The organism is Tomitella fengzijianii (assembly GCF_007559025.1).
GTDB lineage: Bacteria > Actinomycetota > Actinomycetes > Mycobacteriales > Mycobacteriaceae > Tomitella > Tomitella fengzijianii.
Genome location: NZ_CP041765.1, coordinates 1,262,918 through 1,278,065 on the forward strand (window position 1 = coordinate 1,262,918; position 15,148 = coordinate 1,278,065).

At 72.3% G+C, this 15,148-nt stretch carries 14 protein-coding genes; 12 read left to right on the forward strand and 2 right to left on the reverse strand.

Annotated features, from left to right (window positions below; translation table 11 throughout):
* Positions 1-5 precede the first annotated feature (5 nt).
* The 5 genes from mftA to FO059_RS05820 are packed head-to-tail and all read left to right on the forward strand — an operon-like array spanning position 6 to position 4,997.
* Positions 6-110 carry a mycofactocin precursor MftA gene (gene mftA, locus FO059_RS05800; protein ID WP_143907109.1) on the forward strand — a complete coding sequence of 35 codons (105 nt, stop codon included), beginning with the start codon at positions 6-8 and terminating at the stop codon, positions 108-110.
* Entirely contained in the window at positions 110-406 is a 297-nt protein-coding gene (mftB, locus tag FO059_RS05805; protein WP_143907111.1) for a mycofactocin biosynthesis chaperone MftB, read from the forward strand. Before mftA ends, mftB begins: the two co-directional genes overlap by 1 nt.
* A gap of 17 nt (positions 407-423) precedes the next feature.
* Positions 424-1,686: a mycofactocin radical SAM maturase gene (gene mftC / locus FO059_RS05810; protein WP_143907113.1), complete on the forward strand. Its 1,263-nt coding sequence runs from the start codon at positions 424-426 to the stop codon at positions 1,684-1,686.
* A gap of 54 nt (positions 1,687-1,740) precedes the next feature.
* A complete protein-coding gene (mftD, locus tag FO059_RS05815) occupies positions 1,741-2,913 on the forward strand; it encodes a pre-mycofactocin synthase MftD (protein WP_143907115.1) in 1,173 nt (390 codons plus the stop codon).
* A 29-nt stretch (positions 2,914-2,942) separates the two neighbouring features.
* Positions 2,943-4,997, forward strand: coding sequence for a mycofactocin system FadH/OYE family oxidoreductase 1 (locus FO059_RS05820; protein WP_143907117.1), 2,055 nt, complete (start codon positions 2,943-2,945; stop codon positions 4,995-4,997).
* Here FO059_RS05820 and FO059_RS05825 read toward each other — a convergent pair.
* Together FO059_RS05825 and FO059_RS18950 are read right to left on the reverse strand one after the other, a co-directional pair.
* Positions 4,967-5,593 (reverse strand): transglutaminase domain-containing protein, encoded by a 627-nt coding sequence (locus tag FO059_RS05825; RefSeq protein ID WP_143907119.1) that lies wholly within the window; start codon positions 5,591-5,593, stop codon positions 4,967-4,969. The two genes, FO059_RS05820 and FO059_RS05825, sit on opposite strands and share 31 nt — an antisense overlap.
* A 138-nt stretch (positions 5,594-5,731) precedes the next feature.
* The gene (locus FO059_RS18950; RefSeq protein WP_372497901.1) at positions 5,732-6,235 is read right to left on the reverse strand and encodes a transglycosylase family protein; all 504 of its coding nucleotides are present in this window, start codon (positions 6,233-6,235) and stop codon (positions 5,732-5,734) included.
* A 267-nt stretch (positions 6,236-6,502) separates the two neighbouring features.
* On the opposite strand from FO059_RS18950, the gene FO059_RS05835 reads away from it, so the two are divergent.
* The 7 genes from FO059_RS05835 (at position 6,503) to FO059_RS05865 (ending at position 15,015) form a co-directional block, all read left to right on the forward strand.
* Positions 6,503-6,928 carry a hypothetical protein gene (locus FO059_RS05835; protein ID WP_143907123.1) on the forward strand — a complete coding sequence of 142 codons (426 nt, stop codon included), beginning with the start codon at positions 6,503-6,505 and terminating at the stop codon, positions 6,926-6,928.
* Positions 6,929-6,987: 59 nt separating this feature from the next.
* The gene (locus FO059_RS05840; protein WP_143907125.1) at positions 6,988-9,126 is read left to right on the forward strand and encodes a mycofactocin system FadH/OYE family oxidoreductase 2; all 2,139 of its coding nucleotides are present in this window, start codon (positions 6,988-6,990) and stop codon (positions 9,124-9,126) included.
* A complete protein-coding gene (mftE, locus tag FO059_RS05845; protein WP_143907127.1) occupies positions 9,123-9,797 on the forward strand; it encodes a mycofactocin biosynthesis peptidyl-dipeptidase MftE in 675 nt (224 codons plus the stop codon). The genes FO059_RS05840 and mftE overlap by 4 nt, the downstream gene beginning before the upstream one ends.
* A complete protein-coding gene (mftF, locus tag FO059_RS05850) occupies positions 9,794-11,251 on the forward strand; it encodes a mycofactocin biosynthesis glycosyltransferase MftF (protein ID WP_143907130.1) in 1,458 nt (485 codons plus the stop codon). The genes mftE and mftF overlap by 4 nt, the downstream gene beginning before the upstream one ends.
* A gap of 141 nt (positions 11,252-11,392) precedes the next feature.
* Complete coding sequence (locus tag FO059_RS05855; RefSeq protein ID WP_143910487.1) at positions 11,393-12,772, forward strand: helix-turn-helix domain-containing protein; 1,380 nt, start codon at positions 11,393-11,395, stop codon at positions 12,770-12,772.
* Positions 12,773-12,828: 56 nt separating this feature from the next.
* Entirely contained in the window at positions 12,829-14,352 is a 1,524-nt protein-coding gene (exaC, locus tag FO059_RS05860; protein WP_143907132.1) for an acetaldehyde dehydrogenase ExaC, read from the forward strand.
* Positions 14,353-14,490: 138 nt separating this feature from the next.
* A complete protein-coding gene (locus tag FO059_RS05865; protein WP_143907134.1) occupies positions 14,491-15,015 on the forward strand; it encodes a DUF779 domain-containing protein in 525 nt (174 codons plus the stop codon).
* Positions 15,016-15,148 lie beyond the last annotated feature (133 nt).

A 15,148-nucleotide genomic window follows, 5' to 3' on the forward strand; every position in this document is an offset into this window, starting at 1 on the left:
TTCGCATGTCCGACCGCAAAGCAGTCCAGGCCGATGCCGTGGACACCGTCGTGGCCGAGGAGTCGCTGATCGAGGAGGTCTCGATCGACGGCATGTGCGGGGTCTACTGATGACTGCCGCCGCCCCCGGGTTCGAGAACGAGCCCGGGTGGCGGCTGCACCCCCAGGTGGCGCTGCGCCCCGAGCCGTTCGGTGCGCTGCTTTACCACTTCGGCACCAGGAAGCTTTCGTTCCTGAAGAACCGGACCATCGTGGGGATCGTGCAGTCGTTGCCCGAGCACCCGTCCATCGCCGCCGCCATCGACGCGGCCGGTGTCGATGAGAATTCGCGGCACCTGTACGTGCACGCACTGACGACGCTCGTGTCGTCGGACATGCTCGTGTGTTCCAACCAGTCGGCCGCCTGAGCAGTAACGGAGGACCCATGACCGCCACACTTTCGCAGCCGGCGCCCGTCGGCCGCCTGGTCGACCAATTCGAGTCCGGCCTCGACGCCCCCATCTGCCTGACCTGGGAACTCACCTACGCATGCAATCTGTCGTGCGTGCACTGCCTGTCGTCGTCGGGTCGGCGCAATCCCGACGAGCTCAGCACCGAGCAGTGCAAAGCGATCATCGATGAGCTGCAGCGCATGCAGGTGTTCTACGTGAACATCGGCGGGGGCGAGCCGACCGTGCGCCCCGACTTCTGGGAGCTCGTCGATTACGCCACCGACCACCAGGTGGGCGTCAAGTTCTCGACGAACGGCCTCAAGATCGACCGCGCGGTGGCCGAGCGGCTGGCCGCTTCCGACTACGTCGACGTGCAGATCTCGCTCGACGGCGCCACCGCCGAGGTCAACGACGCGGTGCGCGGCAAGGGCTCGTTCGACATGGCCACCAAGGCCCTGCAGAACCTGGCCGACGCCGGATTCAAGGACGCCAAGATCTCGGTGGTCGTCACCCGCCACAACATCTCGCAGCTCGACGAATTCAAGGCGCTCGCGGACCGTTTCGGCGCCACCCTGCGCATCACCCGGCTGCGCCCGTCGGGCCGCGCCGTGGACGTGTGGGACGAGCTGCACCCCTTGCCCGAGCAGCAGCGCGAGCTCTACGACTGGCTCGTCGCCCACGGCGAAGGCGTTCTCACGGGCGACTCGTTCTTCCACCTGTCCGCCTACGGGGACGGCACCGGCGCGGGGGGCAACGGCGGCGGGCTGCCGGGGCTCAACCTGTGCGGGGCCGGCCGCGTCGTGTGCCTGATCGACCCGGTCGGCGACGTCTACGCCTGCCCGTTCGCCATCCACGATGAGTTCCTGGCGGGCAACGTGCTGCGCGACGGCGGATTCGAGTCGGTGTGGAAGTCGGCGGAGCTGTTCCGCGAGCTGCGCGAGCCGCAGTCCGCGGGGGCGTGCGCCAGCTGCAACTTCTACGACTCGTGCCGCGGCGGCTGCATGGCCGCGAAGTTCTTCACCGGACTGCCGCTCGACGGCCCCGACCCGGAATGCGTGAAGGGCTACGGCGAGGCGTTGCTGGCCGACCGCGGCATCGACATGGCGCTGCCGAAGCCCAGCGTCGATCAATCGCACCGCGGCCGCAAGCGCGGCGGCGGGCCGGGCACGCCCATTCCGCTCAACCTCATCACGCGGCCCCCGTCGCGCGCATGCGACGAGAACCCGCTGGCGGACCTGCCCGAGCAGATGCGCTGAGCGGGCACCGACCACACCTGGATCATCGAGATCATCGGAAAGAAGTAGCAGCACATGGTAAATCCCTGGTTCGAGACCGTCGCCGAGGCGCAGCGCCGTGCGAAGAAGCACCTGCCGCGGCCGGTCTACATGGCGCTGGTCGCCGGCTCCGAGAAGGGGTTGACGACGAGCGACAACATGAACGCGTTCAGCGAGCTCGGTTTTGCGCCGCACGTCGCGGGCCTGAAGGACGAGCGCGAGCTGGCAACCGAGGTGATGGGCCAGCCGCTGTCGATGCCGGTGATGATCTCGCCCACCGGCGTGCAGGCCGTGCACCCCGACGGTGAGGTGGCCGTCGCACGCGCCGCCGCCAACAGGGGAGTGGCGATGGGGTTGAGCTCCTTCGCGAGCAAGTCCATCGAAGAGGTCGCGGACGCGAACCCGCAGACGTTCTTCCAGATGTACTGGGTGGGCGACCGCGACACGCTCGTCGAGCGCATGGAACGCGCCCGGGCCGCCGGCGCCAAGGGCCTGATCATGACGCTCGACTGGTCGTTCTCCATGGGCCGTGACTGGGGCAGCCCCGAGATCCCGGAGAAGATGGACTTCACCGCGATGCGCAAGAACGCCCTGCAGGGCGCGTTGCATCCGAAGTGGTTGCTGCAGTACGCCAAGTCCGGCTCCATCCCGGATCTCACCACGCCGAACCTGAAGAAGCCCGGCCAGCCTGCGCCCACGTTCTTCGGCGCCTACGGCGAGTGGATGGGTACGCCGCTGCCCACGTGGGAAGACGTGGCCTGGCTGCGCGAGCAGTGGGGCGAGAACTTCATGCTCAAGGGCGTCATGCGCGTCGATGACGCCAAGCGCGCCGTCGACGCGGGCGTCACCGCGATCTCCGTGTCCAACCACGGCGGCAACAACCTCGACGGCACGCCCGGGCCGATCCGCGCGCTGGGCCCCATCGCCGACGCGGTGGGCGACCAGGTCGAGGTCGTCATGGACGGCGGCGTGCGCCGCGGCGGCGACGTCGTCAAGGCGCTCGCGCTTGGCGCGAAGGCCGTGATGATCGGCCGCGCCTACCTGTGGGGCCTCGCAGCCAACGGGCAGGCCGGCGTGGAGAACGTGCTGGACATCATGCGTAGCGGCATCGACTCGGCCGTGCTGGGACTCGGCCACAAGTCGGTGCATGATCTCAGCCGCGAGGACCTCATCATCGCCGAGGACTTCGTGCGCAAGCTGGGTGTCTGAGCGGAGTCGGATGTCTGAGTAGCGCGACCATGCACGACGACGAACCCGCGCGGCCGGCATCGGCCGCGCGGGTTCGGCTTGCAGCACGGGGACCTCTGGCGGGGCGGCTACCGCCGTCCGCGGCGCTGTTGGGGCCGCACGTCACGAACCTGGGCGAAGGCCGCGCGCTCTCACCCGCGCATGCTGCCTATTACGCCGAGCGTGCGGCCGGTGGTGCGGGAATCGTCGTGACGGAGACGGCGTCGGTGCATCCGTCGGATTGGCCGTACGAGCGCGCGCCGCTCGCCGCGGAGTGCGCTGACGGCTGGGCGCGGATCGCCGGTGCCTGCCGTCCCCACGGCACCCTTGTGCTCGCGGGTCTCGGGCACCGCGGGATGCAGGGCAGCAGCGCGTACGGGGACCGGCGCGCGCTCTGGGGGCCGTCGGCGGTGGCGGATCCGGCCGGCCGGGAGATGCCCGTGGTCATGGAGCGCGGCGAGATCGGCGCAGTCGTCGCCGGATTCGCGGATTCCGCGCGGCTCGCCACCGGGGCCGGATGCGACGGCGTGGAGGTCGACGCCGGGCCGACATCGCTGCTGCGGCAGTTCCTTTCCAACCTCACAAACCACCGGACCGACGCCTACGGGGAGGACCGCGCCGCACTGCTGCTCGAGGTGCTCGGCGCGGTGCGCGAGGCCGTCGGGGATGCCGTGGTGGCGCTGCGGCTCAGCTGCGACGAGGCCGTGGCCTGGGGCGGCATCACGCCCGGCGGGGCGGCCGACGTGGTGCGCCGCGCCGCGGACATCGCGGACCTGATCACCGTGGTGCGCGGCGGCCTCTACACCGTCGACGCGTACCGGCCGGTGGCGTTGCCGCCGTGGGCGCAGGAGCACGCGAGGTTCGATACTGCGCCCGGGTTCAACGCGGGACTGTGCCGTGCGATGCGCTCGGCCGCCGGCGGCCGAGCGGTCGTCGCGTTGCAGGGTTCTGTGACGGACCCGGCTGCGGCGCAGGGCTTCCTGGCGGACGGCACGGCGGACGTCGTCGAGATGACCCGCGCCCTCATCGCCGATCCGCAGTTGGTGACCAGTGCGCGGGCGGGCGCGCCGCACCGGCCGTGCCTGCTGTGCAACCAGGCGTGCATGGTGGACGATCCGCGCAACCCGCTGGTCGACTGCGTCGTGCGGCCTCGCCCCGCCGACGACGGAGGTGCCGTCGGCCTGGGAGAGCCGCGGGTCGTGCCGCGGCGCGCGCTCATCGTGGGGGCGGGGCCGGCCGGGCTCACCGCGGCGCGGGAGTTCGCTTCGCACGGAGCTGAAGTGACCGTCGTCGAGCGCGCTCCCCGGCCGGGCGGGACGTTGCGGGTGGCGGCGGCAGCCCGCCCCCGGCTGGCACTGTTCGCGGACTGGCTCGAGGCCGAGTGCGCCCGACTCGGTGTCGCGATCGAGTGCGGCGTCGACGACGGGGCGGAGCGTGCCGCGGCTGCGGCCGCGTCGGGAGTGCACGTCGTACGGGCCAGCGGTTCCGCCCCCCGGCCCGCCGGGTTCCCGTGGGGGTGGTGGACCGATGCGGGCGTGCTGCTCCGCAGAGCCGTGGCGCCGGACGGTCCCGTACTGGTGTGGGATCCGATCGGCGGGCCGATGGGGATCGCCGTCACGGAATGGCTGGCCGGGCGGGGCGTCGACGTCGGCATCGTCACGCCGGATCCGGTGGTGGGCGCGGACCTCGCACGCGCGGGCGACCTGGTCGGCGTCAATGTGCGGCTTCAGCGTGCGGGGGTGATGCGGCATGTGTATTCGCACATCCGGTCACAGGAGAGCGGCGCCGCCGTGGTGGAGAACCGGCACACGGGCGAGCGTGCGGAGGTGGAATGCGGCCTGGTCGTCGACTGCTCCCCGGGGCTGCCGGGGACGGTCCTCGGTGGTGAGGCCGATGGGTATGCGTGGATCGGTGACTGCGTGGCGCCGCGGACGGTGCTCGAGGCGGTGCGCGACGGGGAGGAGGCTGCGAAGACGGTGATTGCGCGACGCCGGGAGGGCGGAGGGGGACGCGGTCAGGACCGCGACGGGGGCCGTCACAGCCCCGTCGGCAACCCGCCGTCGTAGAGGTCGAGCACATTGCTCGCGCCCCGGAGCGTGTCGACGACGCACCGGGCCGGCGTCGCGTATAGCTCCAGGTAGTCGACCTCGCCGCGGGCCGGATCGACGGCCCACGCCAGGCGCTCGGTGCCCAGCGAGAGCTGCGCGTCGATGCCGCCGGTGTTGCCGCGCGGGTCCTGCCGGTGCCAGGCGCCGTCCAGGTGCACGGCCACGAGGCCGTGCAGTACGTGCCCGTCGCCGTGCTCGAGCCGTTGGTAGCACAAGCCGGCGGGGATGCCCTCGCACCGCAGCAGCGCGGCCAGCAGATGCGCCTTCGCGTAGCAGAGCCCCACCCGCTCGGCGAGCACCTCGGCCGCCGTGAGCGTCACGCGCGGATCTCGGGCGTCGTACGAATGCGCCACCGCGTCGCGCACCCATTCGAAGGCCGTTCGGGCATAGGCCGTGGCGTCGTCGGTGTCGGTGGCGGTCGCGGTGTGGCCGGCCCGCGCCCGCAGGTCGCGCGCCAGCGCCAGAATGTTCGGATTCGCCGTGTCGACATAATCGTCGCGGCCGAGGAACGCCGCTGGCGAGGCGGAAGGGAAGCGCAGTGCGGTGCTCGTCATGCCGTCATCATCCCGTGTCCCGGGATCATTCCCCTCGGGGGCTTCTCGCAGTCCGAGCGCCTCGTGCACACGCCGCGCGCGCGTTCACCAGGGATCGATGTGCACGAGGTGCTCGGACTGGTGGTCTGGCTCGGCGGCTCAGGGGAACGGCAGCGTGATCGAGCCCGGGGGGATCATCGCGGATGCCGAAGCGAACGGGTCGAACGAACCTGGAGGCGGCCCCAGCGACCCCGGCGGCAGCGCAATCGAGCCTGGGAGCAGGTCCACCGACCCCGGCGGCAGGAACCCCTCGGCGGCCAGTGCGGGACTGATGCCGGGGCGCAGATGCTGTCCGCACGTCGGCCATGCGCCGATACCCTGACCCGCGAGCACGCGCTCCGCCACCCTCACCTGATCCGCGCGGGTGGCGTGGGCCGGGTTCCCGACGCCGCCGTACGCCTGCCAGGTGGGCATGCTGAACTGCAGCCCGCCGTAGAAGCCGTTGCCGGTGTCGATGTGCCAGTTTCCGCTGGATTCGCACTGGGCGACGCCGGTCCAGTCGTAGGCGTGGGCGGTGCCGGCGCCGAGGGCCAGCGCGATGCCGAGCGCGGCGGTCGTCGCGATTGTCGCGCCGAGGGTGCGGATCGTTGCGGGGGCGGCCACGGGGATCTCCTTCGCGGTCGTTCTCCGCAGCAACTGTAGAGGCATGGGACGCCGGATGGTTCGTTTCGGCGTTTCTCGCCGTGCGACCGAGGCGCGCGACCGGCATCACGCCGGACTTTTGGCCTCTACCACGGAGTCTGGACGCCAGTCGTGGATTCACGATGTTTCCCGCCTGTCGGGAGGAGTGCGGCACCATTCATGTATCGCGAAATGATGTGCGTCACATGCGCATCCGTCGTCTGTGACACATCATCGGAAGGAAGCCCCATGGGAGCCCTGGAGACCGCACAGAACTTCTTCCACGCCTGCGAATCCGCAAAGGGGTGGGATGAATGCCGCAGATTCGCCGAAACCGATGCGCAGTTCCACAGCCCCGCCGGCAGCTACACCGGCCTGACGACGCTGGAGGCGTACTGCGACCAGGTCGCCGGCGCGTTCGCCACCACATTCCGCGGTTCGACGTATGCGCTCGTCGCCTCCGCTTACGACGCGGACAGTGGTATCGCCTTGCTGCAGGGGATGTCCTACGCCCAGCACACCGGCGACGGCGGGCCGGTGGCGCCGACGCGCAAAATGGCGGAGATCCCGTTCGTCTACTCGATCCGGATCAATTCGGAGAACAAGATCACCCGATTGGAGAAGCTGTACGACGAGTCGGCTTCGCGCGAACTGCTCGGCTGGCCTGCACTGTAGGCGGCCCCGCGGACCAGGGTTGACCCTCGTTGCGCACCCGCCCGACTACCGTCGGACGGGTGCGCAACGACGAAACCCCGGCCACCCCGCTGCTGTCGTCCCCGCTGCGGCTGGGAGCCGACGGCCGCTCAGCGGTGCTGCGCAACCGCGTCGTGTTCTGCGCGCACCTGACCAACCTCGCGGTGGACGGGTTGCCGAACGCCGACCACGCCGCCTACTACGAGGCGCGGGCGCGCGGCGGTGCGGGACTGATCATCACCGAGGAGCACACCGTGCACGCCTCGGACCGCCCCTACGAGAAGCTCATCCGCGGCTACGACCCGGGCGCGATCGACGGCTACCGGGCGATCACGGACCGCGTCCACGCGCACGGCGCCGTCGTCCTCTCCCAGCTCAACCACAACGGCGCGCAGGGCAGCTCGCTGTACACCCGCCGCGCGCTTTCCGCGCCGAGTGCCGTATGGGACCCGATGTTCCGCGAGGTGCCCCGCCCGCTGGACCACGCCGGGATCGCGGACATCGTGCGCGGCTTCGCCGACACCGCCCGGCACTGCCGCCTCGGCGGGTTCGACGGGGTGGAACTGCAATGCTCGCAGGCCTCCCTGATCCGGCAGTTCCTCGCGTCCGGCACCAATCTCCGGGACGACGAGTACGGCGGCACGCTCGCCCGGCGGGCGCGGTTCCTGCTCGAGGTGATCGCCGCCGTGCGCGACGCGTTGGGCCCCGGGAAGATCCTGGGCGTCCGGCTGGCGGGGGAGGAGCGGGTAGACGGCGGGATCACGCTCGACGAGGCAGTGGCGGTGGCGCGGCGCGTGGAGGCGACCGGCGACGTCGACTACATCAACACCTCGATCGGGCTGGCGACGAGCACGCTGCACCTGATCGAAGCGTCGATGGCGACACCGGCCGGTTACGCGCTGCACATCCCGTCGGCCCTGCGTGCCGCCGTCGACCTGCCCGTGGTGGGCGTCGGCCGGTTCTCCAGGCCCGGCGAGGCGGAGGCCGCCCTGCGCGACGGAGCGTGCGACCTGGTGGGCGTGGTGCGCGGCCAGATCGCCGACCCGGACTTCACGGTTGAGGCGGTGGCGGCACTGACCGGCGGCACGGCCGGCGGACCGCGCGTGTGCTCGGCGTGCAATCAGGAGTGCATCGGGCGGGTCGGGTTCAACCGCCCCATCCGCTGCCTCCAGAACCCGCATGCGGGCCGGGAGAACGCGACGCACACGCTCGTCGGCCTGTCCGCCCCGGCACGACGTCTGCGCGTCATCGTGGTGGGCGGCGGCCCGGCGGGGATGCAGGCCGCGGCAGTGGCGGCCGAACGCGGCCACGAGGTGACCCTGTTCGAGAGTCGCCCACGGCTCGGCGGGCAGATCGTGCTCGCCGCCGCTGCGCCGTACCGGGAGGGACTTGCGGAGATCACGCGGGACCTCGCGCGGCGGTGCGCCGCGGCCGGGGTACGCATCGAGTGCGGCGTCGCCGTCCGGGCGGGGACGGTCAGCGCGGGCGCGACACCCGACGCGGTCGTCGTCGCCACCGGCGCGCTGCCCGACGCGCCGGAGTGGGCGCGCGGACTGCCGGTCGGAGCGTATGCGGATGTGCGCGAGGTGCTTGCGGCGCCGGATCGGGCGTGGCACGGCACCGACGCCGCCGGCAGCCGGGTCCTCGTCGTCGACGGCCTGGGTTTCCACCCCGCCACCTCGGTGGCCGAGTTTCTCGCGGCGCGCGGCTGCGCGGTGACCGTGTGCACCGACGGCATGGTCGTGGGGCAGGATCTGGGTGTGACTCTGGACCGTGAGGGCTGGCTTGCCCGTGCGCATCGGGCCGGCATCCGGCAGCGCGCCGACACCGTCATCGCCGCGGCGCGGCGGCACGGCGCGGGCGTGCGCGTCACCCTCGTGCACCACCCGACCGGGGCGGCAACCGAAGACGACTGGGACCGGGTGGTGTTCGCGGGGCAGCAGCGCAGCGACGACACGCTGTGGCGCGCGCTGACAGGCGGCGCGCAGGGCGACGGTCGGCCGGAGACCGTCGGCGCGGCCGGTTCGGCTGCCGGGTTCCGCGTGTACCGGATCGGCGACGCGCTGGCCCCGCGCCGCGCGGACGCCGCGATCCGCGAGGGCGAGCGCGTGGGGGCGATGCTGGGGTCGGGTGCTGCACCGGGATCGACTTCCGCACCGGGATCGGGGGCCGCGCTGTGAACCTGGCGGAATCCGCATGGCCCGAGGCCGCGGCGGACCTGCTGGTGGTGCCGGTCGGGTCCATGGAACAGCACGGCCCGCACCTGCCGCTCGACACCGACACCCGCATCGCCACCGCCGTCGCCGCGTCGCTGGGGCGGGTGGTCGCGCCCGCCATCGCCTACGGCGCCAGCGGCGAGCACGAACAGTTCCCCGGCACGGTGTCGATCGGCTCCGAGGCCCTGCGGCTGCTCCTCGTCGAATACGGGCGTTCGGCCTGCCGGTGGGCGCCGCGGATCGTCTTCGTCAACGGGCACGGCGGCAACGCCTCTGCGCTGGCGTCCGCGGTGAAGCTGCTGCGCTACGAGGGCCGCGACGCCGCATGGTGGACGCCGGTGATCCAGGACGGCGACGCCCACGCGGGCCGTACCGAGACGGCGATGATGCTGCACCTGGCGCCGGGATCGGTCCGGATGGGTGCGGCGGCCCCCGGGAACACGGCACCTGCCGGTGACCTGTGGCAGGCGATACGCGAGGGCGGCGTCGCCGCGGTGAGCGGGTCCGGCGTGCTCGGCGACCCCACGGCCGCGACCGCGGAGGAGGGGCGGCGGACCGTCGAAACCCTGTGCGCGGAGCTGCAGGCGGCGGTCGACGGGTGGAGCCCGGACGGGCACGGGAGGATCGCGGCGTGAGTGACGGACTCCCCATCGGTTTCCGCGTCCGCGTCGGTGCGTCGGTGCGCGTCCTCGACGGTGGCACGGCGCTGATCGGCGGCGCGCCCACCCGGCTGCTCCGGCTCAAGCCCCGTGCCGCCGAGCTGCTCGCGTCGGGGGAGCTGACGGTGGTCGACGCGGTGACCGGCGCGCTGGCCCGCCGGCTGCTCGACGCCGGCATCGCCCACCCTGCCCTGTCGCCCGCCGACATCGGCCTGAGCGCGGAGCCGCTGCACGAGGTGACGGTCGTGATCCCGGTGCACGACAACCAGCCGGGGATCGACCGGCTGCTGCGCGCACTCGTCGGCGTGCCGGTGATCGTCGTCGACGACGGCTCGCCGGCGCCGGTCCACGCTCCCGGCGCGCGGATCATCCGCCACGATGCGCCGCGCGGCCCGGCCGCCGCGCGCAACGCGGGGCTGGCCGCCTGCGATACCGCGCTCGTCGCGTTCCTCGACTCGGACACCGTCCCCCGGCCGGGCTGGCTGGACGCGCTGTCGGCGCACTTCACCGACCCGTCCGTCGCGCTCGCCGCGCCGCGCATCACGGCGCTCGACGCCGCGGACGAGCCGGAGAATGCGTGGCCCGGTGCAGGCCTCACCCGTTACGAGGAGATCCGGTCGTCTTTGGACCTGGGCGCGGCGCCGGGCCCGGTGGTGCCCGGCACCCCGGTGTCATACGTGCCGAGCGCTGCGATGGTGGTGCGGCGGACGGCGATCACCGGCATCGCGACGGAAGTCTCCGCGGGCGGGGGTTTCGACGAGCGCATGCACGTGGCCGAGGACGTGGACCTGTGCTGGCGCCTGCACGAGGCGGGATGGCGGTTGCGCTACGACCCCGACGCGGAGGTGACGCACGAACACCGCACGCGGCTGCGCGGGTGGCTGGGGCGCAAGGCGTACTACGGGCTGGGGGCGGCGCCGCTCGCCGAGCGCCATCCGGGGGAGGTGGCGCCGCTGATCCTCGCCCCGTGGTCCGCGGTCGCGGGGGCCGCGGTGTTCACCGGTACGCGCGCCGGAGCGGGCGTCGCCGCCGTCGTCTCCGCCGGCGCGGGGGTGCGGATCGCGCGCACCCTGTCCGGGCTGCGGCATCCCGGGGGCACCGCGGCCCGACTGCTGGCTCTCGGTCTCGTGTCCGCGCTGTGGCAGCTGGCGCTGGGGGTGTGCCGGCACTACTGGCCGTTGGCGGTGATCGCCGCCGTGGTGTCGCCGCGCGCGCGGCGGGTCGTCGTGGCCACGGCCGTCGCCGAGGGGCTGGTCGATTGGTGCGAGCGTGACTTGCGGGGCGGGAACGGGCGGTGGCGGCGGCCGCGGCTCGACCCGCTGCGGTACGTGGTGTGCAAGCGGCTCGACGACGCGGGCTACGGGGCCGGCCTGTGGCTGGGCGCGATCCGTGCGCGCAGCGTCGCGGCGCTGCTCCCGCGGCGAGGGTGAAGGCCTGCCACGATTGCTCTCGTCCCTGTGACCACGATTACAGTGGTGGCCACAGGAAGGAGGGCGACGGTGGCGGCGGATACGGAATCCGGCAATGACGCGGCACCCGGAGTCGGCGGGCGCGCGGGGGGATGGGTCGCGCTGCGCCCGGGGGAGGACGCCGCGGCGGTGGCCCGGCGGCTCGGCGAGGCCCATGAGCGGTTCGTCACCCGCCGGACAGGGGTCGCAGGCGGCGATGCGGCGGACGCGGACGGCGACGCGCAGTCCGACGGCGACGTCCGCGCAGTGGTCCTGGAGTCGTGGGAACGGAGCAGGCGCAGCGGGGTCGACCCGGAGGCCACCGGCGCTAGCCTGGCGCTGACCGGGGCGGACCTGCGCGAATATCGGTCCGCCCACCCGCTGTCCACGATGCTTCCGGTGGTGCGTCGGCTACTCGTCGAGGATGCTGTCGATTCCGGCCTGCTCGTCGCGATCAGCGACTCGCTGGGGCGCCTGCTGTGGGTGGAAGGCGACGCGTCGATGCGTGATCGTGCCGCGGACATGGCCTTCGCCGAGGGTGCCGACTGGAGCGAGGCGACCATCGGCACCAACGCCCCCGGCACCTCGCTGGCGTTGGATCACTGCGTCCAGCTGTTCGGCGCCGAGCACTTCGCGCGCCCCGCCCGGCGGTGGAGTTGCGCCGCCGCGCCGGTGCACGACCCGGCCACCGGGGCGATCCTGGGCTCCATCGACATCACCGGAGGCATGCGGGTGGCCGCCCCCGAGGTCCTGACACTGGTGCGGGCGACGGTGGCGGCGGCGGAAGCCGAACTGCGCCTGCATGCGGTGGCGGGCGGCGGCGCGGAGCAGCCCGGTGCGCCGTCGGTAGACGGCGGGCTGGCGACGTTCCCCGGAGCGGACGCGCCGGCCGCGCGCCGGTTGCGGGTGCTCGGCCGCGACCGGCCCACGCTGCGCCACGCCGGCGGCGAGCTTCGACTCAGCCCCCGGCACGCCGAGATCCTGGTGTTGCTCACCGAATACCCCGACGGGATGGGTGCAGAGCAGCTCGCCGTGCAACTCGACGAGCGGTCCCTGGACTCGGTGACGGTGCGCGCCGAGATGTCACGGCTCCGCCGGGTGCTGGGCGTGGACACCGTCGCCTCGCGTCCGTACCGGCTGACCGGCGAGGTGCTGACAGACGTGATGGCGGTCCGCGGCGCGTTGGGCAGGGGGGACGTGGCCGGTGCGTTGCGCCTCTACCGCGGCCCGGTGCTGCCGGATTCGCTGGCTCCCGGGGTGTCGGACGTGCGGGATTCCGTCGACGCGCGCATGCGTGAGGCGGTGCTCCGCAGCGGAGACCCGTCGCTGGTGCAGCGGTGGGCCACGACGTCGAGCGGCCGGGACGATCAGGCCGTCTGGCAGTCCCTCGTCGCCGCATTCCCCGTCGGCTCTCCTGCTTTCGTGCAGGCCAAGGCGCATGCGGACCTGCTGGAGCGCCGATTCGGCCGCGCTGCAACCCGGTTGCAACGTCCGCGCGCCTAGTGTCGTGAATCACACCCGGTCGGCCGGGTGGTGAACACGAACCAAAGGAGTGCGCGATGACCGTGTATGCCCGCCCCGGTGCACCGGATGCTGTGATGTCCTTCCAGTCCCGCTACGACAACTGGATCGGCGGCACCTGGACCGCCCCGGTGGGCGGCGAGTACTTCGAGAACACCACGCCGGTCACCGGTCAGGCATTCTGCGAGGTCGCACGGTCCGGCGCCGCCGACGTGGATCTGGCGCTGGACGCCGCCCACGCCGCCGCCCCCGCCTGGGGCAAGTCCACCGCCGCCGAGCGGGCGCGGGTGCTCAACAGCATCGCCGACCGCATGGAGGCGAACCTCGAGTCGATCGCCGTCGCCGAGTCGTGGGACAACGGCAAGCCGATCCGCGAGACGCTCAACGCGGACATCCCGCTCGCCATCGATCACTTCCGGTACTTCGCCGGCGCGATCCGCGCGCAGGAGGGCTCGCTCTCGCAGATCGACGAGGACACCGTGGCGTACCACTTCCACGAGCCGCTGGGCGTGGTCGGCCAGATCATCCCGTGGAACTTCCCGATCCTCATGGCCACCTGGAAGCTGGCGCCCGCGCTCGCGGCCGGCAACGCCATCGTGATGAAGCCGGCCGAGCAGACCCCGGCGTCGATCATGCACCTGATCTCCATCATCGGCGACCTGCTGCCGGACGGCGTCCTCAACATCGTCAACGGCTTCGGCACCGAGACGGGCAAGCCGCTGGCGTCCAGCAATCGCATCGCCAAGGTGGCGTTCACGGGCGAGACCACCACGGGCCGGCTGATCATGCAGTACGCCAGCCAGAACCTCATCCCGGTCACGCTCGAGCTGGGCGGCAAGAGCCCCAACATCTTCTTCGACGACGTCCTGGCCAAGGCTGACGCGTACCAGGACAAGGCGCTCGAGGGGTTCACGATGTTCGCCCTCAACCAGGGCGAGGTGTGCACCTGCCCGTCGCGGTCGCTCATCCAGAACACCATCTACGACGAGTTCCTGGAGCTCGCGGCCATCCGGACCAAGGCGGTGCGTCAGGGCGACCCGCTCGACACCGAGACGATGATCGGTGCGCAGGCCTCGAACGACCAGTTCGAGAAGATCCTGTCCTACATCGACATCGGCAAGGCCGAGGGCGCCAAGGTGATCACCGGCGGCGAGCGGTCCGACCTGGGCGGCGACCTGTCCGGCGGCTACTACATCCAGCCGACCGTGTTCGCGGGCTCCAACGACATGCGGATCTTCCAGGAGGAGATCTTCGGCCCCGTCGTCTCGGTCACCTCGTTCACCGACTACGACGACGCCATCCGCATCGCCAACGACACCCTCTACGGGCTGGGCGCCGGCGTCTGGTCGCGCAACGGCTCCACCGCCTACCGTGCGGGCCGCGACATCCAGGCGGGGCGCGTGTGGACCAACACCTACCACCAGTACCCGGCGCACGCGGCGTTCGGCGGGTACAAGCAGTCGGGCTTCGGCCGGGAGAACCACCGCATGATGCTCGACCACTACCAGCAGACGAAGAACCTGCTCGTCTCCTACGCGGAAGGTGCGCAGGGCTTCTTCTGACCGTCTTCCCCGGCCGCCGCATCCCCCCTCCTGCGGCGGCCGGGGACTCCGACACCGGTGCGGGGGACATGTGCTGAGGCCGTCCCCCGCACCGGAACCAGACCGACCTGGAATGCACCCGGATCCGAGGACCAGCCGATGATCGCACCTCCGCGCGTGGCCGCCACGGTCGCCGCCCGAGACCTGCTGTGCAGCCTGCGCCGCCGGCACGGTCCGCTCATGCTCCACCAGTCCGGCGGCTGCTGCGACGGGTCCTCGCCGATGTGCTACGGCGCCGGGGAGTTCCTGGTGGGCGACCGCGACGTCCTCCTTGGGGAGCTCGACCTGGCGGCGGAGCCCGGTGTGGTTCCGGCCGCGCGCCCCATCGGCGAGAACGCCGTGGCCGTGTGGATCTCCGGGCCGCAGTTCGCGGCGTGGCAGCACACCCAGCTGATCCTCGACGTGGTCGCCGGGCGCGGCGGAGGCTTCAGCCTGGAGGCGCCCGAGGGCGTCCGGTTCCTCACCCGCTCGCGCCCGTTCACGCAGGCGGAGCTGCGGGCGTTGACCGACGCGCCGCCGCTGACCGGGGCCCAGGTGGAGGCGGGGGACGTCCCGCCGGCGCCTGGGCTCCCCGTGGTGGTGGAGGACGCCGCCGACGCTGGGTCAGCCTGCGGGTTCCGCTAGCGCGCGTTCCTGTGCTGGCCCGGCCGAGCGCCTCCTGCACAGCCCGAGCGCCTGATCGCGCCATCCCGGCGGGAAACGGTGCTCGGACTGTCCGGTATTCCATGAATTGACGGAACCCGGCGCGGCGGGAGCG

Coding starts and splice junctions, on each gene's coding strand:
- mftC (WP_143907113.1), top strand. CDS start 424: ATGACCGCCACACTTTCGCAGCCGGCGCCCGTCGGCCGCCTGGTCGAC.
- FO059_RS05835 (WP_143907123.1), top strand. CDS start 6,503: ATGGGAGCCCTGGAGACCGCACAGAACTTCTTCCACGCCTGCGAATCC.
- FO059_RS05865 (WP_143907134.1), top strand. CDS start 14,491: ATGATCGCACCTCCGCGCGTGGCCGCCACGGTCGCCGCCCGAGACCTG.
- mftA (WP_143907109.1), top strand. CDS start 6: ATGTCCGACCGCAAAGCAGTCCAGGCCGATGCCGTGGACACCGTCGTG.
- exaC (WP_143907132.1), top strand. CDS start 12,829: ATGACCGTGTATGCCCGCCCCGGTGCACCGGATGCTGTGATGTCCTTC.
- mftB (WP_143907111.1), top strand. CDS start 110: ATGACTGCCGCCGCCCCCGGGTTCGAGAACGAGCCCGGGTGGCGGCTG.
- FO059_RS05825 (WP_143907119.1), bottom strand. CDS start 5,593: ATGACGAGCACCGCACTGCGCTTCCCTTCCGCCTCGCCAGCGGCGTTC.
- mftD (WP_143907115.1), top strand. CDS start 1,741: ATGGTAAATCCCTGGTTCGAGACCGTCGCCGAGGCGCAGCGCCGTGCG.
- FO059_RS05820 (WP_143907117.1), top strand. CDS start 2,943: ATGCACGACGACGAACCCGCGCGGCCGGCATCGGCCGCGCGGGTTCGG.